Origin of the sequence: Pseudomonas massiliensis (assembly GCF_000826105.1) — a bacterium.
GTDB lineage: Bacteria > Pseudomonadota > Gammaproteobacteria > Pseudomonadales > Pseudomonadaceae > Aquipseudomonas > Aquipseudomonas massiliensis.
This window is the reverse complement of sequence record NZ_CCYK01000006.1, coordinates 602,314-622,136: the sequence shown is the minus strand read 5'-3', so window position 1 is coordinate 622,136 and position 19,823 is coordinate 602,314. Positions and strand designations below refer to the sequence as shown.

Annotated in this window: 23 protein-coding genes; 11 read left to right on the top strand and 12 right to left on the bottom strand. The window is 61.1% G+C overall.

The annotated features are described in order from the left end of the window. Positions 1-4 precede the first annotated feature (4 nt). Entirely contained in the window at positions 5-856 is an 852-nt protein-coding gene (locus BN1188_RS08900) for an MIP/aquaporin family protein (protein ID WP_040261037.1), read from the bottom strand. Positions 857-1,145: 289 nt separating this feature from the next. On the opposite strand from BN1188_RS08900, the gene ybaK reads away from it, so the two are divergent. Both ybaK and BN1188_RS08890 read left to right on the top strand, forming a co-directional pair. Beyond that, positions 1,146-1,616 (top strand): Cys-tRNA(Pro) deacylase, encoded by a 471-nt coding sequence (gene ybaK, locus BN1188_RS08895; RefSeq protein WP_040261036.1) that lies wholly within the window; start codon positions 1,146-1,148, stop codon positions 1,614-1,616. Positions 1,617-1,658: 42 nt separating this feature from the next. Continuing rightward, complete coding sequence (locus tag BN1188_RS08890; protein WP_040261035.1) at positions 1,659-2,444, top strand: PhzF family phenazine biosynthesis protein; 786 nt, start codon at positions 1,659-1,661, stop codon at positions 2,442-2,444. 18 nt (positions 2,445-2,462) lie between these two features. Here BN1188_RS08890 and BN1188_RS08885 read toward each other — a convergent pair whose 3' ends face one another. Together BN1188_RS08885 and argF are read right to left on the bottom strand one after the other, a co-directional pair. Beyond that, entirely contained in the window at positions 2,463-3,533 is a 1,071-nt protein-coding gene (locus BN1188_RS08885) for an ABC transporter ATP-binding protein (RefSeq protein ID WP_040261442.1), read from the bottom strand. Next, positions 3,530-4,450 (bottom strand): ornithine carbamoyltransferase, encoded by a 921-nt coding sequence (gene argF / locus BN1188_RS08880; protein ID WP_040261034.1) that lies wholly within the window; start codon positions 4,448-4,450, stop codon positions 3,530-3,532. The genes BN1188_RS08885 and argF overlap by 4 nt, the downstream gene beginning before the upstream one ends. A 336-nt stretch (positions 4,451-4,786) precedes the next feature. Here argF and BN1188_RS08875 point away from each other — a divergent pair, with 336 nt between their 5' ends. After that, the gene (locus BN1188_RS08875; protein WP_040261033.1) at positions 4,787-5,080 is read left to right on the top strand and encodes a hypothetical protein; all 294 of its coding nucleotides are present in this window, start codon (positions 4,787-4,789) and stop codon (positions 5,078-5,080) included. Positions 5,081-5,178: 98 nt separating this feature from the next. Continuing rightward, positions 5,179-5,520, top strand: coding sequence for a Grx4 family monothiol glutaredoxin (gene grxD, locus BN1188_RS08870; protein ID WP_040261032.1), 342 nt, complete (start codon positions 5,179-5,181; stop codon positions 5,518-5,520). 161 nt (positions 5,521-5,681) lie between these two features. Here the strand turns inward: grxD and bfr are convergent, their stop codons facing one another. The 4 genes from bfr to pyrC form a co-directional block, all read right to left on the bottom strand. Then, positions 5,682-6,161, bottom strand: coding sequence for a bacterioferritin (gene bfr / locus BN1188_RS08865; protein WP_040261441.1), 480 nt, complete (start codon positions 6,159-6,161; stop codon positions 5,682-5,684). Positions 6,162-6,323: 162 nt separating this feature from the next. Continuing rightward, complete coding sequence (locus tag BN1188_RS08860) at positions 6,324-6,542, bottom strand: bacterioferritin-associated ferredoxin (protein WP_040261031.1); 219 nt, start codon at positions 6,540-6,542, stop codon at positions 6,324-6,326. 118 nt (positions 6,543-6,660) lie between these two features. After that, positions 6,661-7,335 carry a ribonuclease T gene (gene rnt / locus BN1188_RS08855; protein WP_040261030.1) on the bottom strand — a complete coding sequence of 225 codons (675 nt, stop codon included), beginning with the start codon at positions 7,333-7,335 and terminating at the stop codon, positions 6,661-6,663. Continuing rightward, positions 7,332-8,378 carry a dihydroorotase gene (pyrC, locus tag BN1188_RS08850; protein ID WP_040261029.1) on the bottom strand — a complete coding sequence of 349 codons (1,047 nt, stop codon included), beginning with the start codon at positions 8,376-8,378 and terminating at the stop codon, positions 7,332-7,334. Before pyrC ends, rnt begins: the two co-directional genes overlap by 4 nt. Before the next feature lie 234 nt (positions 8,379-8,612). Here pyrC and BN1188_RS08845 point away from each other — a divergent pair, with 234 nt between their 5' ends. After that, a complete protein-coding gene (locus BN1188_RS08845) occupies positions 8,613-9,632 on the top strand; it encodes a flagellar protein MotY (RefSeq protein ID WP_040261028.1) in 1,020 nt (339 codons plus the stop codon). Positions 9,633-9,731: 99 nt separating this feature from the next. Next, entirely contained in the window at positions 9,732-10,949 is a 1,218-nt protein-coding gene (locus BN1188_RS08840) for an argininosuccinate synthase (RefSeq protein WP_040261027.1), read from the top strand. Positions 10,950-11,085: 136 nt separating this feature from the next. Here the strand turns inward: BN1188_RS08840 and BN1188_RS08835 are convergent, their stop codons facing one another. Continuing rightward, positions 11,086-11,595 carry a hypothetical protein gene (locus BN1188_RS08835; protein ID WP_052469216.1) on the bottom strand — a complete coding sequence of 170 codons (510 nt, stop codon included), beginning with the start codon at positions 11,593-11,595 and terminating at the stop codon, positions 11,086-11,088. A 382-nt stretch (positions 11,596-11,977) separates the two neighbouring features. Here BN1188_RS08835 and BN1188_RS08830 point away from each other — a divergent pair, with 382 nt between their 5' ends. Further along, complete coding sequence (locus tag BN1188_RS08830) at positions 11,978-12,607, top strand: response regulator transcription factor (protein ID WP_040261026.1); 630 nt, start codon at positions 11,978-11,980, stop codon at positions 12,605-12,607. 124 nt (positions 12,608-12,731) lie between these two features. Here the strand turns inward: BN1188_RS08830 and BN1188_RS08825 are convergent, their stop codons facing one another. The 3 genes from BN1188_RS08825 to metG all read right to left on the bottom strand — a co-directional run bounded on the left by BN1188_RS08825 (position 12,732) and on the right by metG (position 15,832). Further along, on the bottom strand, positions 12,732-12,911 hold the full coding sequence (locus tag BN1188_RS08825; protein ID WP_040261025.1) for a PA3496 family putative envelope integrity protein: 180 nt from the start codon (positions 12,909-12,911) through the stop codon (positions 12,732-12,734). Between the two features lie 117 nt (positions 12,912-13,028). Beyond that, a complete protein-coding gene (gene nth / locus BN1188_RS08820; protein WP_040261024.1) occupies positions 13,029-13,667 on the bottom strand; it encodes an endonuclease III in 639 nt (212 codons plus the stop codon). A 125-nt stretch (positions 13,668-13,792) separates the two neighbouring features. Further along, positions 13,793-15,832, bottom strand: a complete 2,040-nt coding sequence (gene metG, locus BN1188_RS08815; protein ID WP_040261023.1) for a methionine--tRNA ligase — start codon at positions 15,830-15,832, stop codon at positions 13,793-13,795. Between the two features lie 127 nt (positions 15,833-15,959). Here metG and apbC point away from each other — a divergent pair, with 127 nt between their 5' ends. After that, positions 15,960-17,054 (top strand): iron-sulfur cluster carrier protein ApbC, encoded by a 1,095-nt coding sequence (apbC, locus tag BN1188_RS08810; RefSeq protein WP_040261022.1) that lies wholly within the window; start codon positions 15,960-15,962, stop codon positions 17,052-17,054. Between the two features lie 418 nt (positions 17,055-17,472). Here apbC and BN1188_RS08805 read toward each other — a convergent pair whose 3' ends face one another. Next, the gene (locus BN1188_RS08805) at positions 17,473-17,682 is read right to left on the bottom strand and encodes a cold-shock protein (RefSeq protein ID WP_040261021.1); all 210 of its coding nucleotides are present in this window, start codon (positions 17,680-17,682) and stop codon (positions 17,473-17,475) included. Between the two features lie 300 nt (positions 17,683-17,982). Between BN1188_RS08805 and dcd the strand changes: the two genes are divergently transcribed. From dcd to BN1188_RS08790, 3 genes are all read left to right on the top strand, one after another. Beyond that, the gene (gene dcd, locus BN1188_RS08800) at positions 17,983-18,549 is read left to right on the top strand and encodes a dCTP deaminase (RefSeq protein WP_040261020.1); all 567 of its coding nucleotides are present in this window, start codon (positions 17,983-17,985) and stop codon (positions 18,547-18,549) included. Between the two features lie 108 nt (positions 18,550-18,657). Next, positions 18,658-18,864 carry a hypothetical protein gene (locus BN1188_RS08795; protein ID WP_040261018.1) on the top strand — a complete coding sequence of 69 codons (207 nt, stop codon included), beginning with the start codon at positions 18,658-18,660 and terminating at the stop codon, positions 18,862-18,864. A gap of 143 nt (positions 18,865-19,007) precedes the next feature. After that, positions 19,008-19,820, top strand: a complete 813-nt coding sequence (locus BN1188_RS08790; RefSeq protein WP_040261017.1) for a transporter substrate-binding domain-containing protein — start codon at positions 19,008-19,010, stop codon at positions 19,818-19,820. Positions 19,821-19,823: the final 3 nt, after the last annotated feature.

Sequence of the window (19,823 nt, the reverse complement as noted above, 5' to 3'; positions counted from 1 at the left end):
GCGTTCAGGACGCACGCGCATCGGCCTCTTTATCAGGTGCTGCGTTTGAAGCTTGGGTATCCGCCAGGGGCAAGTGCCGGGCCAGCAGCAGGCGGTAGCTCGCCGCGCCGAAACAGGCGCCCAGGATAGGCGCGGCGATGGGGATAAGGAAATACGGTAGCTCACGCCCGCCGGTGAAGGCGACCTCGCCCCAGCCTGCGATGAAGGTCATCAGTTTGGGGCCAAAATCCCGCGCGGGGTTCATGGCGAATCCGGTGAGCGGGCCCATGGCGCTACCGATCACCGCGATCAGCAGGCCAATGAGCAACGGCGCCAGCGGGCCGCGAGGCAAGCCGTTGTTGTCATCGGTCAGCGCCATGATCACGGCCATGAGAATGGCGGTGATGACCGCTTCTACCAGAAAGGCCTGGCCGTCGCTCAAGGCGGCGTTCGGATAGGTAGAGAAGACGCTGGCAAGCTCCAGGCTGGCTTCGCTGCCACGGACCATCTGATGAAGCTGTTCGTATCCGAAAAACAGCGATGAATAGAGGGTGTAGACCAAGGCCGCGCCACAACAGGCGCCCGCCACCTGGGCAACGATATAGAAGGGCAGCTTGCGCCGCTCGAAACCGGCGAACAGCCACAACGCGATGCTGACAGCCGGATTCAGGTGCGCGCCGGAAATGCCTGCCGTGAGGTAGATGGCCATGCTGACCCCTACGCCCCAGATGATGCTGATTTCCCATAAGCCGAAGCTGGCGCCCGCGACCTTGAGAGCGGCGACGCAACCTGTACCGAAGAAGATGAAGAGGGCAGTCCCCAGGAACTCGGCCATGCACTGGCCGGACAACGTGGGTTTGCTCAAACCGTTTGACATCCTGTACCTCGTTTTTTTGTTGTTGTGCAGCGTGCCACCCTGCCACCGCTCAAGGCCCATGCAGCAGGGCGATTACGGACGCAATAGACGAATTTTTCAGGGAAAGGTTCGCCGGTGTATTCGCAAACGAAAAAATATAACCGCCAAACGCTGATGTAAAGATCGATTTCGAACGTTTTATTGCATAAGTACGCCAGCTTGACCCTTTTTGTCCTGTCCGGGTTGTCTTGGGTTCTTGCCCATGGCACATAGGCTGTGGTCCTGTTCTCAAAGAGGCTGTATAGCCGCCATGACGCCCGCTATCGATCTTCTGAAGAAACATCGTGCTCACTTCCAGGTGCATGCCTACGAGCACGATCCAAAGGCACCTTCCTATGGGATGGAGGCTGCCGAGAAGCTGAGCCTGCCAGCGGAGCGGGTATTCAAGACCCTGCTTGCGGCGACGGATAAACAGGAACTGCTGGTTGCCGTGGTACCGGTCATTGGAAGCCTGGACCTCAAGGCGCTGGCCCAGGCCGCAAAGGCTAAGCGATGCGAGATGGCAGACCCTGCGGCCGCGCAGCGAGCCACGGGTTATCTGCTTGGCGGCATCAGCCCCCTGGGGCAGAAACGGCGTCTGCGCACCTTTATCGACGAGTGTGCGCTGGGTTTTGAAACCATCTACGTAAGCGGCGGCCGACGCGGCCTCGAGGTGGAATTGTCCGCCAGGGTCCTGGCGGAGCTGGTCCAAGGGAGCTTTGCCGGGTTGGCCAAGGTCTGATGGGCAAAGGGGCACCATCGGATGCACGAGAGAGGGCCGGCCATGCAACTGGATTACCACCAGGTCGATGCGTTTTCAGATCGCCCTTTCGGCGGCAACCCCACCATCGTCTATCGACTCGAACGCTGGCTGCCCGATGATCTGCTCCAGCAGATCGCTACCGAACATAACCTTTCGCAGACGGTATTCATCGTCAAGGAAGGACCACGCTGGCGGATCCGCTGGTTCGCGCCTCGAGCAGAGGTGCCGCTCTGCGGGCACGGCACCCTGGCGGCCGCCCATGTACTGCAGCAGGTCTTTGCCGAGACCGCCGATACCGTAGAATTCATCAGTCGTGGCGGCCTGTTGACCGTCATGCGCGACCGAGAGCGCTTGTGGCTGAACCTGCCAGCCCAATACCCGGATGAGGAAGGGGTCAGTCTGGAGATCCAGCGCGCGCTCAATGTCGACATCATCGACGTGCTTGGGGCCAACGAGCTGTTCGTGGTAGTGGCGTCCGAGCAAGCGCTGCGGCAGTGTCAGCCAGACCCGCTGGCACTCGGGCGCTTGCTGTGGAGTGGGGTGGTGGTTACCGCGCGAGGCGAGCGCCATGATTTCGTTTCGCGGTTCTTCGCCCCTGGCCTCGGTATACCCGAAGATGGCGTGACGGCTTCGACCCATGCCAGCCTGGTACCCTACTGGGCGCGGCGTCTGGGCAAGACCAGCCTTAGCGCCTATCAATGTTCTGCCCGCGGCGGTGAACTGGCCTGTCGCCTGGTAGGGGACAGCGTACAGGTGGGTGGGCACATGACGCTGGTGGCTTCCGGGCGCCTGCTGGTCGGCCTGTAACGCCATCGCCATGAGGCGTTATGGTAGCTGCGCCGCCACGCTGCCGCTGGCTTCGAACAGCACCAGGTGCTCGGCCGCTACCGCGATGCCTACTTCTTCCCCCAGTGGGTAATCGCAATGGCTGGGAAATACGGCTTCAACCTGGCTTCCGGTGGCCAGCCGCAGTTGATACAGCGTAGAGGCACCTAGAAAGCTTTTGCCAATGATCCCCGCGCGCAGGGTGCTGGCCGGGGCCAGCACGATATCATCCGGGCGCAGCAGCACGTCCACGGCGGCCCCGTTGGGCCAGGGGTAAGTACCCTTGCCACGCAGTTCGCCCAGTTCGGTATGCACCGTGTTCGCGCCGGTCAATTCGCCGCGGATGAAATATCCCTGGCCGATGAAGCTGGCCACGAAAGGGGTGCGCGGTTGGTGATACAGGTTATAGGGGGTATCCCATTGTTCGAGCCGCCCTTGGCGGAACACGCCAACCTTGTCGCTGACCGCGAACGCCTCCTCCTGGTCGTGAGTTACCAGGATCGCGCTGATGCCTCGCCCCTTCAGGATGTCGCGCACCTCTCGACTCAAGCGGCGTCGCAGTTCCACGTCCAGGTTGGAGAAAGGCTCGTCCAGCAGTAGCAGCTGCGGCTCCGGGGCCAACGCCCGCGCCAGCGCCACCCGCTGTTGCTGTCCGCCGGACAGCTCATGGGGGTAGCGCTCGCCCAGCCCTTGCAGGTTCACCAACGCGAGCATTTCATCAACCACCCGAGCGGCATCGGCCCGTTTGCCCAGGCCGAAGGCCACGTTGCGCGCCACCGTCAGGTGAGGAAAAAGGGCATAGTCCTGGAAGACCATGCCAATGCGGCGCTTCTCCGGGGCCAGGGTGTAGCCGGGGCGGGAGATCACCTCCGCGTCCAGCTGGATTTTCCCCTCATGTACTGGCTCGAAGCCCGCGATGGCCCGCAGGGTGGTCGTCTTGCCACAGCCGGATGCGCCCAGAAGACAGCCGATTTCCCCAGGGGCCAGCTGCAGGTGAAGGTCGTGCACGACGCGCTGGTGGGCATAGCCACAACCCAGCGCTTTCAAACTTAGAAGTGCGGAAGAATTCATTCGGCTCGGTAGGCAGGTTTGACGAGGTATTCAAGCAGCGCCTTTTGCGCATGCAAGCGGTTTTCCGCCTGGGCCCAGGCCACGGATCGCGGGTCGTCGAGCAAGTCGTGGCTGATCTCTTCGCCGCGGTGGGCGGGCAGGCAGTGCATGAATACCACGTCCGGGGCCGCGAGATCGAGAAGTTCGCGCGTGACCTGGAAGGGCGCGAAGCGGGCCAGGCGCTGTTCGGCTTCGTCTTCCTGGCCCATGGACGTCCATACGTCGGTGCTGACCAGGTGCGCGCCCCGTACCGCCTCTCGTGGGTCGCGCAGCAGATGGACGCGATCGCCGGCCATGGCAAGGAAGCGGGCATCCGGCTCGTAACCCTCCGGGCAGGCCACCCGCAACTGGAAGTCGAACTGGATCGCCGCTTCCACGTAGCTGTTGCACATGTTGTTGCCGTCACCTATCCAGGCGACCGTCTTGCCGCGGATAGTGCCTCGGGTTTCCTCGTAGGTCTGCATGTCGGCCAACAGCTGGCAGGGGTGCAGGTCATCCGAAAGTCCGTTGATCACCGGCACCCGGGAATGAGCGGCGAACCGGGTCAGAGTATTGTGGGCGAACGTGCGGATCATCACCGCGTCGAGCATGCCGGACATCACCCGCGCGGCATCCTCGATGGGTTCGCCGCGCCCGAGCTGGGTATCCCTGGAAGAAAGGAAAACGGCCTGGCCACCGAGCTGGATCATGCCCGCCTCGAAGGACAGCCGCGTGCGGGTAGATGACTTCTCGAAGATCATGCCCAACACCCGGTTCTTCAGAGGCTCATGCAAGACCCCGCGATCACGCAGGCCCTTGAGCTCCATCCCTCGGCGGATCACCCCGCGCAACTCCTCAGGGGTCAGATCCATCAGGGAAAGAAAGTGCCTGGCATTCATTGTGGCTACCTTTGCAACGGGACGAAAAAGATCTGGGCCTTGCGGTCAGGCAAGGCATGTCCAGGGTAAAGGCCGCTTTGACGCGGCGAAACGAAGCGGAAAGACGCGATGTTATAAAAAAATGTCGCCTATTACCAATGCCTGTCAGAGATTTTGAACAGGGTCTGCCGGGCTGTTCCAGCGAGTGCCTTTCTTCGCCGCTCGGGTGAACCCGAGCAGCGGCGCGCAGTCCGTTTCTTGAAAGGCGTCACAGCAATGCCCGGCATTGCCGTAACGGCATTCCACAACGCTCTGCCGTGGGTGATAATGTGTCCCACGCGACACAGGGAGTCCCGAATGGAAGCGAAGGAAAAACAGCTGATGGAACTGCTCGGGTTGACTGCCCGGACACTGACCCATCTCACCGCGTCTATCACTACCATGTCGTTCGAGCTGCTGCGCAGCGAAGACAAGGTCGCCCGCGAAGCCGGCCGGCACATGATAGATCGCATGGCCACGATCAGCTCGGAACTCGACGCCCACTGGCAGATCATCGGTGAAATGACAGGTGTGCATGTGCCTCAGGACGAGGTGGAAACCATCACCGAGATCGAGATGCTCAGCCCACCCTCGGGCAACGCCATGCAGTGAGCGGGGAGGTCAAGCCCGAGCGCGCTGCTCGGCTTTCCGTTACAATGCACCCCACGTGTCGACACGCAGGTGTCGAGTAGCCAAAGCCTGAGGTGCCCATGGATATCATCGAAACCATCAAAGACCAGATCGCCAACAATACCGTTCTGCTGTACATGAAGGGTTCGCCCAATGCGCCGCAGTGCGGCTTCTCCGCCCGCGCCGTGCAGGCGATCATGGGCTGCGGCGAGAAGTTCGCCTACGTGGATATCCTGCAGAACCCGGAAATCCGCGCCAACCTGCCCAAGTACGCCAACTGGCCTACCTTCCCGCAGTTGTGGGTAGATGGCGAGCTGGTCGGCGGCAGTGACATCGTGCTGGAGATGTTTGAAAAGGGTGAGTTGCAAACCCTGATCAAGGGCGCCGTGGCCAAGACCGCGCAAGCTCAACCGGGCGCCTGAAGCACCGAGGGCCAGCGCGCTGCGCCACGGTACATAAGGCCAGGTCCTGTCAGGGGCCTGGCTTTTTTCATCCGTCGACAAGCTACGCCGACGTTCAATGAAGCACCCCGACCCACGTATTTCAGGCCAGGGTCTCGCTCAGTAGGCGCGAAGCCAGAGGCTCAGGCGTCTTCTTCACCCATGCCGGACTGCAGGTAGTTCTCGATCCCGATCTTGTCGATCAGCCCCAGTTGGGTCTCCAGCCAGTCGATATGTTCTTCCTCGGACTCAAGAATGTCTTCGAGCAGGTCTCGGCTGCCGTAGTCGCCCACCGACTCACAATGAGCGATGGCCGCGCGTAGATCCATCACACCTTTATGTTCCAGCTTGAGATCGCATTCGAGCATTTCCCGGGTGTGCTCGCCGATCAGCAGCTTGCCCAGCTCCTGCACGTTCGGGATGCCTTCCAGGAACAGGATGCGCTTGATCAGCTTGTCGGCGTGTTTCATCTCATCGATGGACTCGTCGTACTCATGCTTGCCAAGCCGGTTTAGCCCCCAGTCCTCGTACATGCGCGCATGGAGGAAATACTGGTTGATGGCGATGAGCTCGTTACCGAGAACACGGTTGAGATGCTGAATGACGCTGACGTCACCTTTCATGATAATGGCCTGTGCATGCTGCGGATGGCCAAAAGTGTGCGCGTGGGAAAAGGCACTGTCAAACAGGCATTTGCACGCGCCATCCATTGAAAATGGTAACGCGTACGGTTCAATCCAAGTAGACGGGGGAGATGCAGGTACGAATGCCTCTCAGGCCCATTCCTAAGCGGGAACGAACTCCACCGGGAAGGCTGCCGCTGCCTGGGCTCCGCGCAATTCAGCCAGGGTATCCCTGACCACTTCCTTGGCCAGGCAGGCGCATTTGCCGCATTGTGTGCCTACGCCAGTGGCCTGACGGACCTCCCGATAGCTGCAGCAGCCTTCATAGATGGCTTCACGGATCTGGCCGTCGGTAACACCTTGGCAAAGGCAGACATACATAAGGCGGGCACCCACTGCGGTAAGGCTGGAATGCCCGGATCTTAATGTTAATGAGAATGCTTGTCAAAACGCCGGCAAGAACCCTGTCAGGCAACCGATGAAAGGTCGGCTCGTTCGCTCAATCCGAGAAGTCGCGCCAGCCGCCCATCTGCTTCCAGCGGTTGACGATCCCGCAGAACAGCTCTGCGGTTTTCTCGGTGTCATAGCGGGCCGAATGTGCCTCGCGGCCATCGAAGTCGATATCGGCGCTCTGGCAGGCCTTGGCCAATACGGTCTGCCCATAGGCGAGGCCAGCCAGGGTAGCGGTGTCGAAGCTTGAGAAAGGATGGAAGGGGTTGCGTTTGAGGTCGTTGCGGGCAACAGCCGCATTAAGAAAGCCCAGGTCGAAACTGCTGTTGTGGCCGACCAGGATGGCGCGTTTGCAGCCATTGGCTTTAAGGGCCTTGCGTACGCCACGGAAGATATCTGTCAATGCGCTTTCTTCGCTGACCGCCATGCGTAACGGATGGTTGAGCTTGATCCCGGTGAACTCCAGCGCCGCCGGTTCGATATTGGCACCCTCGAAAGGCTCGATGCGGAAGAACCAGGTATGGTCCGGGAACACGAAGCCCTTTTCATCCATGCCGATAGTGGTCGCGGCAATTTCCAGCAAGGCGTCGGTGGCACTGTTGAAACCGCCGGTTTCAACATCCACCACTACTGGCAGATAGCCGCGGAACCGGGTAGCCATGGGATGGCGGCTGGCGGAAGAGGAGGGGCTGTCCAGCTCGTCGTCGAATTGATCGTCGCTCACGCCTGCTCCTCCAGCAAACGCCATTGCAGGCTTTCACCCGCGCGCAGGGGCGCGACCTCATGGTCGCCGAACGGCAGGGAGGCGGGGGCTAGCCAGGGGTCACGCACCAGGGTGACCTTTTCAGTATTGGTCGGCAAACCATAGAAACGAGGGCCATGCAGGCTGGCGAAGCCCTCGAGCCGATCCAGCGCCCCGGCGCGATCAAAGGCTTCGGCGTACAGCTCCAGCGCGGCGTAGGCCGTATAGCAGCCCGCGCAACCACAAGCCGCTTCCTTGGCATGCCGAGCATGGGGCGCGGAGTCGGTACCGAGGAAGAAACGCTCATTGCCGCTGATGGCCGCTTCGATCAAGGCATCCTGGTGAATGTTGCGCTTGAGGATGGGCAGGCAATAGAAGTGTGGGCGGATACCGCCTACCAACATGTGATTGCGGTTATAGAGCAGATGATGCGCCGTGATGGTGGCGCCCAGGTTACTGCCCGCGCTTTTGACGAAGGCCACCGCGTCGGCGGTGGTGATATGCTCGAACACCCCTTTCAGTGAGGGGAAGCGCGCCACGATCCGGCTCATGTGCTGGTCTATGAAGGCTTTCTCCCGGTCGAAGACATCCACCTCGGAATGGGTGACTTCACCATGAACCAGCAGCGGCAGGCCTACTTCGGCCATGACCTCCAGCACCGGGAACAGGTTGTCGATGGACGTTACGCCGGAGTCGGAGTTGGTGGTCGCGCCGGCAGGGTAGAGCTTGGCTGCGTGTACGAAGCCGCTGGCCCGAGCGACGCGAATGTCTTCAGCGGAAGTGCGGTCGGTCAGGTAGAGCACCATCAGCGGTTCGAAACGGCTGCCAGCCGGGCGGGCGGCAAGGATTCGCTGGCGGTAGGCATCGGCCTGTTCGGCATTGCGTACCGGTGGGACCAGGTTCGGCATGACGATCGCGCGCGCGAACGTGCGCGAAACATCGGCGACGGTTTGCGTCAGGGCAGCGCCATCGCGCAGGTGAATGTGCCAGTCGTCTGGGCGGAGCAGGGTAATGCGGTTGGACATGGAGAGTACCAGGCGGGTAGAACTCAAGGGGCGCCGGCAGCGAAGCGGGTTCTGCCGAACCGTGGCCCGGAGCCTGCGCAACGGCGTGCCGCGCGCTGGAAGACCCTGCCCACTGCCTGGTGACGGGCTAGGGCGAATCCTACCGGAAAAGGCGCTCGGCATCATCCGCTATCAAGTTTGCCGAGACGCGACCGATACGCCTTGGGTACGCTGACATCTTCGCCGGAGCTTGCCGTGGGCCTTCGTTATCTTGCCTGTCTTTCATTGGTTGCCTGCAGTCTGGCTGCGCTGCCGGCCATGGCGCTCACTTTTCAGACGCCACTGGAGGCCGTGCAGTGGAAGGTAGAGGGTGACGTCTTCGAATGCCGCCTGAGCCAGCCAATTGCGAATTTCGGGGAAGGCCAGTTCGTGCGCCGCGCCGGGGAAAAGCCGGTGTTTCGGCTTACGGCGCCTGGCGCCGCGCTCGGAACCGGCAGCGCCAACCTGTATGCCGCCGCCGCGCCCTGGCAGCCAGGCCGCGCGGATGTCAGCCTCGGCGCGGTCCGCCTGGGCGCGGGGCCAGTAGTGATGATCTCGAGCCAAGGGCAGGCCAGCGGCTTGCTCGGCGGTCTCCTGGAAGGCCGCAGTAGCGTTGTGCGCACCGTGTCGAGCGAGACCGGGCGAGGCCTGGAAGTGCGTGTACTGCCAATCAACTTCAACAAGGCCTGGGCCGAGTATCAGGCCTGCGCGGCCAGGCTGCTGCCGATGAACTACGACCAGGCGCGTCTGAGCCAGATTCCATTCCCCGGCGCGGGCATGGACCTGAGCAGCGCGGCGAAGGCTCGCTTGGATGCCCTGTTGGCCTTCATGAAGGCAGATCCTACCGTGAACCATATCGAACTGGACGGACACTCTGACAACAGCGGCAATCGTCTGACCAACAGGGAACTGTCACGCCGACGCGCGTTGGCCGTAGCGGACTATCTCAAGGCTCGCGGTGTTCCGGAAAACCAGATCGAAGTTCGCTTCCATGGGGAGCAGTATCCAGTGGTGCCCAATACATCCGCGGCCAATCGTGCCCGCAATCGCCGGGTGAACGTGGAGCTGGATCGCCGCCCCGGCAGCCCCGCGCCAGAGGCTCAACAGGTTACCTCTGAGCCGTCCGCTTCCGCTGCCAGTACCGCCGCGCCTGGCCCGGCCCCGGCGGCTACGCCACCGTCAGCACCGGTTGCCGCTCCGGCCGCAAGCCCGACGCCAGGCAAAAAGGAGGGCTGAAAACTGTCGCTTCACGGACAGTGGTTGTCGCGCTACTGTAAATCCTCGCTGGGCGGCGTTAGAATCTGCGGCTTTCAGTAAAACCCGTGGAGTGATGGCATGGCGGACGTAAAAAAGGTCGTTCTGGCATATTCCGGCGGCCTGGACACCTCGGTGATCCTCAAGTGGCTGCAGGATACCTACAATTGCGAAGTGGTGACCTTCACCGCTGACCTGGGCCAGGGCGAGGAAGTAGAACCGGCGCGCGCCAAGGCCCAGGCCATGGGCGTCAAGGAAGTCTATATCGACGACCTTCGCGAAGAATTCGTCCGTGATTTCGTATTCCCCATGTTCCGCGCCAACACCGTGTATGAAGGCGAGTACCTGTTGGGTACGTCCATCGCCCGGCCGCTGATCGCCAAAAGGCTGATCGAGATCGCCAATGAAACCGGTGCCGACGCCATCAGCCACGGCGCTACCGGCAAAGGTAATGACCAGGTGCGCTTCGAACTCGGCGCCTACGCGCTCAAGCCCGGCGTCAAGGTGATCGCTCCCTGGCGGGAATGGGACCTGCTCTCCCGCGAGAAACTCATGGACTATGCCGAGAAGCATGGCATTCCCATCGAGCGCCACGGCAAGAAGAAATCGCCCTATTCCATGGACGCCAATCTGCTGCACATCTCCTACGAGGGTGGCGTGCTCGAAGATACCTGGACCGAGCATGAAGAAGACATGTGGCGCTGGACGGTTTCGCCGGAAAAGGCGCCGGACACGCCTCGCTATATCGAGCTTACCTACCGTAACGGGGACATCGTCGCCATCGACGGTCTGGAAATGACTCCGGCCAACGTCCTGGCCGAGCTCAACCGCATCGGCGGCGAGAATGGCATCGGTCGTCTCGATATCGTGGAAAACCGCTATGTAGGCATGAAGTCCCGGGGCTGCTACGAAACTCCCGGCGGCACCATCATGCTCAAGGCTCACCGTGCCATCGAATCCATCACCCTGGACCGCGAAGTTGCGCATCTGAAAGACGAACTGATGCCACGCTACGCCAGCCTGATCTACACCGGCTACTGGTGGAGCCCGGAGCGCCTGATGTTGCAACAAATGATCGACGCTTCCCAGGTTCACGTTAATGGAGTGGTGCGCCTGAAGCTGTACAAGGGCAACGTGATCGTAGTGGGGCGCAAGTCCGACGATTCGCTGTTCGACGCGACCATCGCCACCTTCGAAGAAGACGGCGGCGCCTATAACCAGGCCGATGCCGCAGGCTTCATCAAGCTCAATGCATTGCGGATGCGTATTGCCGCCAACAAGGGGCGGCAGCTGGGGTGATCGCGTCCTGATAAGGCGACAGTCCTGTCGAACTAAACCGCGGCGAGCGCCGCGGTTTTTTTACGTCCGAGAAGCCTGCGGGGGGCAGTGCAGCATCGGGTGCGGCCTGCATCGCCTTTAGGCGCTCCCCGCGGACTCAAGTCTTGCGTCGTACCAGCAGCACATGGGTCGCGGGCCCGCCTTCGCTATGACATAGGGTCCGGGTGTGCTCGGCCCAGGCCTGGATCTGATCTTCGAAGCGGCCTGCTCCCTGGGCCGGCGGATAATCCAGCACATGGCAGTGAGCGCCGAGTGCCGTTGCCCTTGATAGCATGGCACATGGATCCGGCGAGGCGGCCAGTTGCTCTTCGGGCTTCGGGGCAGGCGTTCCAGCGTCGACGCGCGTGGCTTGCGACAGCGTCTGGCGAGCCGGACGGCAGCGCCGCTCTCGACCTTTCTGGACAGAGAAGGCTTGCCGGTTGAAGTTCAAGGTAATGAAGAACAACGCCGTCAGGAACGGCGGGAAGCCCACCAAAAACCAGACAAACACTGATTGGTTTTTAGGGTCCAGCAGGGGCAGGCTGGCCAGGGCTGAAGCTTCCGTGGTCGCCGCCAGGACGGCGATCAGGGCCAGTGGATTATTGATTGAGCGGTGACTAATGCTCATGTTCACTCCTCGTCGCACGCACGACTTGAACGGTGTCCGTCCAGAGCCTAGGAGGATGGCCTCCGACCACGGCACTAGATAACGCTGGCGCGCGTCTGAACGAAGTTAAACGCCTGTTTCCGAAGGAAGAATCTGTAACAGGTTGGCGAGCCAAGGAGGGTTACTTGTATTTGATGTTAAAGTCTCAGGCGTGTAACGTTCGTTCGATCTGTTGCATTAAGGCAATGCTTGCTCAGCTGCCCGAGGAGGTTTGTAGGATATTTCACTCAGATATGTAAGGAGAATCTTAGTCTGCACTTACCTGGAACTCCGGTAACACCTGCCGCCGGAAACTGGGCTATGTTCCTCGCTCTACAATAAATAGCAACAATCGGATTAGCTCATGAACAAAGTGCTCATCGTGGATGATCATCCCGTGATACGCCTGGCGGTACGTATGCTGATGGAGCGCCATGGTTATGATGTGGTCGGCGAAACCGACAACGGCGCGGATGCGCTGCAGCTGGCCCGCGAATCCACGCCCGATATTGTCATCCTTGACATCGGCATTCCCAAGCTGGACGGCCTCGAGGTCATCGCCCGGCTGACCGCGGGGTCCATTGCCCAGATGCGCGTGCTGGTATTGACGTCCCAGGCGCCCGGCCACTTTTCCATGCGCTGCATGCAGGCCGGTGCAGCGGGATATGTATGCAAGCAGCAGGATCTGACGGAGTTACTCAGTGCCATCAAGGCGGTACTTTCCGGCTACAGTTACTTTCCCAACCAGGCACTGCATCCTGTTCGCTCCCATATGGGCAATGTCAGCGAAAGGGAGCTGGTGGAACGGTTGTCCAGCCGCGAGATGATGGTGTTACAGCAGCTTGCGCTGGGTCGAACGAACAAGCAGATCGCCGAGGAAATGCTTCTCAGCAACAAGACGGTGAGTACGTACAAGACCCGCTTGTTGGCCAAGCTCAATGCCAAGTCGCTGGTAGACCTGGTCGAGGTTGCCCAGCGTAACGGCATCATCTGAGAGGAATACCCGGTATCGCAAGTCAGCCAGTTGGCGCTTTGCGCTATGGCCGGATTCTTTGGTCCTACGGGGGCCTACTGGGACCTACCGGGACCTACCGGAACCTACCGGGACCTACCGGAACCTACAAATCAAAGTCATAGTCCGCCAACTGCTTTTGCAATCGACGCTCCTCCAGGAGATTGTCGATGGTGCGTCGCTTGCTCAGGTTGCTTTTGGTCACCTCGATCACGGGCTCGACCTCATCACCCTCGATCGGGGCAAAATCCTCGTCCACTTCCAGTTCTTCTTTCTCGGTCGTCATTCATCCACTCCGGCCACCAGGGCCTCCACGGGGTGCTCTTCGCGCACCTTATATCGGCAAATCCCAGAGCGGTAAAAGAGATTTTTTCAATCAGGCAAATAAAGCCGTTACGCTTCTTCAATCGTCCGAGGTCTTGGCCTCATACTCGCAAAGGTCTTCGATACGGCAACTGCCACAGCGAGGTTTGCGAGCCTGGCATACGTAGCGACCGTGAAGGATAAGCCAATGGTGAGCGTCGAGCAGATAGGGCTTGGGTATATGCTTCAGCAACCCCTTTTCAACTTCGACGACATTCTTGCCTGGAGCGATGCGGGTACGGTTGCTGACCCTGAAGATGTGGGTGTCTACGGCCATGGTGAGCTGTCGAAACGCGGTGTTGAGCACCACATTGGCGGTTTTGCGTCCCACCCCTGGCAACGCCTCGAGTGCTTCACGGGTTTGCGGGACCACCCCGCCATGCTGCTCTACGAGACGGCGACAGGTCTCAATGACGTTCTTTGCCTTGCTGTTGTAGAGTCCAATGGTCTTGATGTATTCCGATAGGCCTTCCACCCCGAGCGCAAGGATGGCTTGCGGAGTGTTCGCCACCGGAAAAAGCCTGGCCGTGGCCTTGTTGACACCCACATCCGTGGACTGAGCGGAAAGGATTACCGCGATGAGCAATTCGAAGGCGTTGCTGTAGACCAGCTCTGTCTTCGGCTCCGGATTGTCTTCGTGGAAGCGGCGGAAGATTTCGAGACGCTTGGCTGCGTTCATGGTGATGCTCCTGGTGAAAGGCCGGCGAACCCTGCCGCGCTGGCTCAAGTCACCTCCAGGCCCTGACCCGGGCTTCGAGCGCCCGGGCCTGGACGGCCTGACGAGATTGCGCGGCCGTAGCCGCCTTACTTGATACGCTGGCCTGGACGAGCGCCCGCGTCCGGGCTGAGGAGGAAGATCTCCGAACCACCGGGCCCGGCGGCCAGGACCATGCCCTCGGATACGCCGAAACGCATCTTTCGTGGCTTGAGGTTGGCGATCATCATGGTCAGCCGACCTTCCAGCGCGGCGGGGTCGGGATAGGCGCTCTTGATGCCGGAGAAAACATTGCGTTGCTCGTCGCCCAGGTCCAGGGTCAGGCGCAGCAACTTGTCAGCGCCTTCCACAGCCTCGGCCCTGATGATCCGGGCCACCCGCAGGTCCATCGCGGCGAAGGCGTCGAAATCGATCTCCGCGGCCAGCGGGTCGGCCACCAGCTCGCCATTGCCGGCAGGCGCGGCGGGCGTGGCAGGAGCCAGGCTTTCCCGTGAGGCTTGCACCATGGCCTCGACATGGGCCGGATCGATACGGGTCATCAATGGCTTGAAGGGGTTGAGGCCGTGGTCCGCCAGTAGGGTCTTGTGATCGTCCCATTCCAGCGGAGGGACATTCAGGAAGGCTTCGGCATCGGCGGCCAGGTTCGGCAGTACCGGCTTGAGGAAAATGACCAGCAGGCGGAACAGGTTGACGCCCATCGCGCATACCGCCTGTACTTCTTCCTGCTTGCCGTCCTGCTTGGCCAGGGCCCAGGGCGCCTTGTCCGCTATCCAGGCGTTGGCGCGATCGGCCAGGGCCATGATCTCTCGCATCGCCTTGGCGAAATCGCGCTGCTCATACGCCTCGGCGATGCCTGGGGCAGCGGCCAGGAAGGCATCGGTCAGCTCCGGCGCGGCGTTGCCATTCACCAGTCGACCACCGTTGCCCTTGTGGATGAACCCGGCGCAGCGGCTGGCAATGTTGACGACCTTGCCGATCAGGTCCGAATTGACCTTTTGCACGAAGTCTTCGAGGTTCATGTCCAGATCATCGACGCCACGGCCGAGCTTGGATGCATAGTAGTAGCGCAGGTATTCCGGCGACAGGTGCTCCAGGTAAGTCCGTGCCTTGATGAAGGTGCCGCGCGATTTGGACATCTTCTGGCCGTTGACCGTGAGGTAGCCGTGGACGTTGATGGCGGTAGGCTTGCGCAGCCCGGCGCCTTCGAGCATGGCCGGCCAGAACAGCGCATGGAAGTTGACGATGTCCTTGCCGATGAAGTGATACAGCTCGGCGGTGGAATCCTTGGCCCAGAACGCGTCGAAGTCCAGCTCCGGCCGGCGGGCGCAGAGGTTCTTGAAGCTGGCCATGTAGCCGATGGGGGCGTCCAGCCAGACATAGAAATACTTGCCTGGCTCGTCCGGGATCTCGAAGCCGAAATAGGGCGCGTCGCGGGAAATGTCCCACTCCTGCAAGCCCGAGTCCAGCCATTCGGCCAGCTTGTTGGCCACCGGCTCCTGCAGGGTGCCGCTGCGGGTCCAACCCTTGAGCATGGTCTGGAAGTCGGGCAGCTTGAAGAAGAAGTGCTTGGAGTCGCGCAGTACCGGAGTGGCCCCGGAAATCGCCGATTTCGGGTCTTTCAGGTCAGTGGGGTCATAGGTGGCGCCGCACTTTTCGCAATTGTCGCCGTACTGATCCGGCGTGCCGCATTTCGGGCAGGTGCCCTTGATGAAGCGGTCGGCCAGGAACATCTGCTTTTCAAGGTCGAAGTACTGGGTCACCGAGCGGGTGGAGATATGGCCCGCCTCGCGCAGGCGCAGGTAGATTTCCCGGGACAGCTCGCGGTTCTCTTGCGAATGGGTGGAGTGGAAGTTGTCGAACGCAACCAGGAAATCGGCGAAGTCGGTGCTGTGCTCGGCCTTGACCGTGTCGATCAGCTGTTCGTTGGTGACCCCTTCCTTTTCCGCGCGCAACATGATCGCCGAGCCGTGGGCGTCGTCCGCGCATACATAGATGCATTGGTTGCCGCGCAGCTTCTGGAAACGCACCCAGATGTCGGTCTGGATGTACTCGACCATGTGGCCCAGGTGGATGGAACCGTTGGCATAGGGCAGGGCGCTGGTGACGAGAATCTTGCGGGGCTCGGACATGGGGCTCGGCTACTTGGTGTGGAACGAAGACCGACCACTATAAAGCGCCACGGTTTTTTTTTCATCAGCCTCGCCGAACGGGTAGCATAGCGGGCTAAACACCGAAGCCTTGGTCCCTGGAGTTGTCATGAGCCTTGTCACCCGCGCAGCCATTGAACACGTGCTGCGCCAGTACACCGACCCCTATCTCGAGCAGGATCCGGTCAGTGCCGGCTGCGTGGAAGCGATACATATCGACAGCGGGAAGGTCCAAGTGGACCTGTGCCTGGGGTATGCCGCCGACCTGTTCCGTGGTGGCTGGGCGCAGACCCTGCAGATGGGCTTGCAGGGCCTGGCCAGTGTCGAGGCGGCCAGCGTCCGGGTGCGCTCCGAAGTGCGGCCGTACAAGGCGCAGGCGCAGGTGCAAGCCCTGGCCAATGTGAAGAACATCATCGCCGTGGCCTCGGGCAAGGGCGGCGTGGGCAAGTCCACCACCGCTGCCAACCTGGCCCTGGCGCTGGCCAGGGAGGGGGCTCGAGTAGGGATACTCGATGCTGATATCTACGGTCCGAGCCAGGGGGTGATGTTCGGGATCGCCGAAGGCACCCGGCCCCAGGTGCGTGAGCAGAAGTGGTTCGTGCCCTTGCAGGCGCACGGCGTGGAAGTCATGTCCATGGCGTTCCTGACCGACGACAATACCCCGGTTGTGTGGCGTGGGCCCATGGTGTCCGGAGCGCTGATGCAACTGATCAACCAGACCGCCTGGAATGACCTGGACTACCTGGTCATCGACATGCCGCCCGGCACGGGCGATATCCAGCTGACCCTGGCGCAGAAGGTTCCGGTGGCCGGTTCGGTGATCGTCACCACCCCGCAGGACCTGGCGCTGCTGGACGCGAAGAAAGGCGTGGAGATGTTCCGCAAGGTACAGATCCCGGTGCTCGGCGTCGTGGAGAACATGGCCGTGCACCTGTGCTCCAATTGCGGCCATGCCGAGCATCTGTTCGGGGAGGGCGGCGGCGCGCGCCTGGCCGCGCAATATGGCGTGGAATTGCTCGCCTCACTGCCCTTGGCCATGGCAATCCGCGAACAGGCCGACAGTGGTCGCCCAACCGCCATCGCCGAGCCTGATAGCCCGATCGCGCTGATGTACCAGGAGCTGGCGCGCCGGGTGGGTGCGCGTATCGCCGTGGAAGCCGCCAGGGCGCAGCCGGTCCCCAGCATCACGGTCTCCGATGACTGATATCGAGCCTTAGGGTCTGGGGAGGCAGCGAAGCTGCCGAATGGCCTTGGGTTACGGATTCGCCAGCTTCGCTGGCTCCCACCGAAACTCCTGATAGCCGTTTACCGCTTGCGGACGACCGATCTCGGGGCTCAGGGCTGGTGGGAGGCAGCGAAGCTGCCGAATGGCCTTGGGTTACGGATTCGCCAGCTTCGCTGGCTCCCACCGAAACTCCTGATAGCCGTTTACCGCTTGCGGACGACCGCTCCCCGTGGCTCAGGGTCGGTGGGAGGCAGCGAAGCTGCCGAGGCCCTGGGTGGGTTGTGAGGTGCACCGCAAATCCTGACAGCTTTACCGCTCTACAGACGAAAAAAACCCCGCCGATGCGGGGTTCTTCCAAGCAGGCCTCGCCGAGGCGAGGGCCGGCTCAAGGCGTCATTCAGGCAATCTGAACTTCTTCAGCCTGCATGCCTTTCTGGCCGCGGGTAGCGACGAAAGTCACAGCCTGGCCTTCTTTCAGCGACTTGAAGCCGTCAGCCTGGATGGCCTTGAAGTGTACGAACAGGTCGTCACCCGACTGAGGGGTGATGAAGCCGTAACCTTTCTCGTCGTTGAACCACTTGACGGTACCGCTTTGACGATTGGACATGGAATGTCTCCTTGGACAAAGTTAACTGCGGCGCGGGAACAGCCCCGGCCGGAACTGAGTGCAAAGAGCATGAAAATTCTTCTTGATGTTGGACATCGTGCAGTAATTCTCGGTGACAAAAGCAGCACAGTGGCGCCACCTTAAACCTTTTTCATCAAGCTGCCAATGGCCTTTTCATCCCCGCTGTCAGGCGAGGCACCCGGTGACCCATCGGGCGCTGACCGCCGCCCCGCTTTGAACGTAAGCCGCTGGCCCGGTAAGATGCGCGCCATCTGTATCTTTCACCTCCAGGACGTCCCCATGAGCATCAAATCAGACAAGTGGATCCGCCGCATGGCGCAGGACCACGGCATGATCGAACCTTTCGTAGAGCGCCAGGTGCGCGGCGAAGGCGCCGACCGGGTGATTTCCTTCGGGGTATCGAGCTACGGCTACGACGTACGCTGCGCGGACGAATTCAAGGTATTCACCAATATCAACTCGGCCACGGTGGACCCCAAGAACTTCGATGCCAAGAGCTTTGTGGACATCAAGAGCGACGTCTGCATCATTCCACCGAATTCATTCGCCCTGGCGCGCACGGTCGAGTATTTCCGCATCCCGCGCAACGTGCTGACCATCTGCCTGGGCAAGAGTACCTACGCCCGCTGCGGGATCATCGTCAACGTCACCCCGCTAGAGCCTGAGTGGGAAGGTCATGTGACCCTCGAGTTTTCCAATACCACCACGCTGCCCGCGAAGATCTACGCCAACGAAGGGGTGGCGCAGATGCTGTTCCTGGAATCCGATGAGGAGTGCGAAGTGTCCTACAAGGACCGTGGCGGCAAGTACCAGGGCCAGCGTGGCGTGACCTTGCCGCGTACATGAAACCTGCTTCGGGCCGACGAACCGAGGGAATTTGCCTCGGTTCTGCCACTCTACCGTCAGAACTCCCCGATTCTGTATTTCGAAACGGGCCAACGCTCAGGAGTGCCTATGAAGATCGACCCGACCATCAGCGCAAAGCTGGCCTCGCTGCGACCGAATCACATCGGTATGCTTGCCTGGTCACTGCTCGCCAACCCGGCCGCCTTTCAGGCCGGCGGCGTGCCGGGACAGCCGGACCCTGACACACCCAATCAACCGACCGAGCCCGGTGAGCCGACGATCCCCGATCAGCCACCACCTACCCCCATGGCCTAGCCAAGCGGCATAAGCCCGACGCATGCGGCCAGGCGGGCCGCCATTTGTGAAACAAAGGCTGTGTCAGTCAGTTAATCTGCAAGGGCTTCCCATCGTTTCTCTGGTGGGAAGCCCTTCCAACATTCTGACAATAAAGGCCTGCCATGCGTGCTCAGCTTTCGCTCAAGCGGTTACTCGCCACCTGTGTCTTCGCCCTTGCGCTTTCCCCTTCTGCCTACGCCGAAGCCCCGGTGCCCAACCATCTCCAGGCTGTGCTCGACCGCGGCGTGCTGCGGGTGGGCACCACGGGGGACTATAAGCCCTTCAGTTACAAGACCAGGGACGGTGGCCAGTACATTGGCCTGGACCTGGAAATTGCCAAGGGCTTGGCCGATGCCCTGGGCGTGAAGCTGGAAGTGGTGCCGACCAGTTGGCCTAGCTTGATGGCTGACCTGGCTGCGGACAAGTACGATCTGGCGCTCTCCGGCGTTTCGGTGAACCTGGAGCGACAGAAGAAGGCGTTCTTCTCGGTGCCCTATCAGCGCGATGGCAAGACGCCTATCACCTTGTGCAAGAATCAGGAGCGCTTCCAGACGCTCGCGCAGATCGATCAGCCGCAGGTCAAGGCCATCGTCAACCCGGGCGGGACCAACGAGAAGTTCGCCCGCGCCAACCTCAAACAGGCTCAGATCGTCATGCATCAGGATAACGTGACGATCTTCGACCAGATCGTACAAGGCAAGGCTGACCTGATGATGACCGATGCCGTGGAAACGCGCCTGCAGCAGAAGCTCCACCCCGAGCTGTGCGCGGTGCATCCGGACGCGCCCTTCGATTTCTCCGAGAAGGCCGCGCTACTGCCCCAGGATGTTGCCCTGAAGGCCTACGTGGATCAATGGCTGCACCTGGACATGGCCAGCGGTCGCTTCGAGCAACGCATGCAGCACTGGCTGGACTATCCGTGGCAGCCCCGCTAGGGC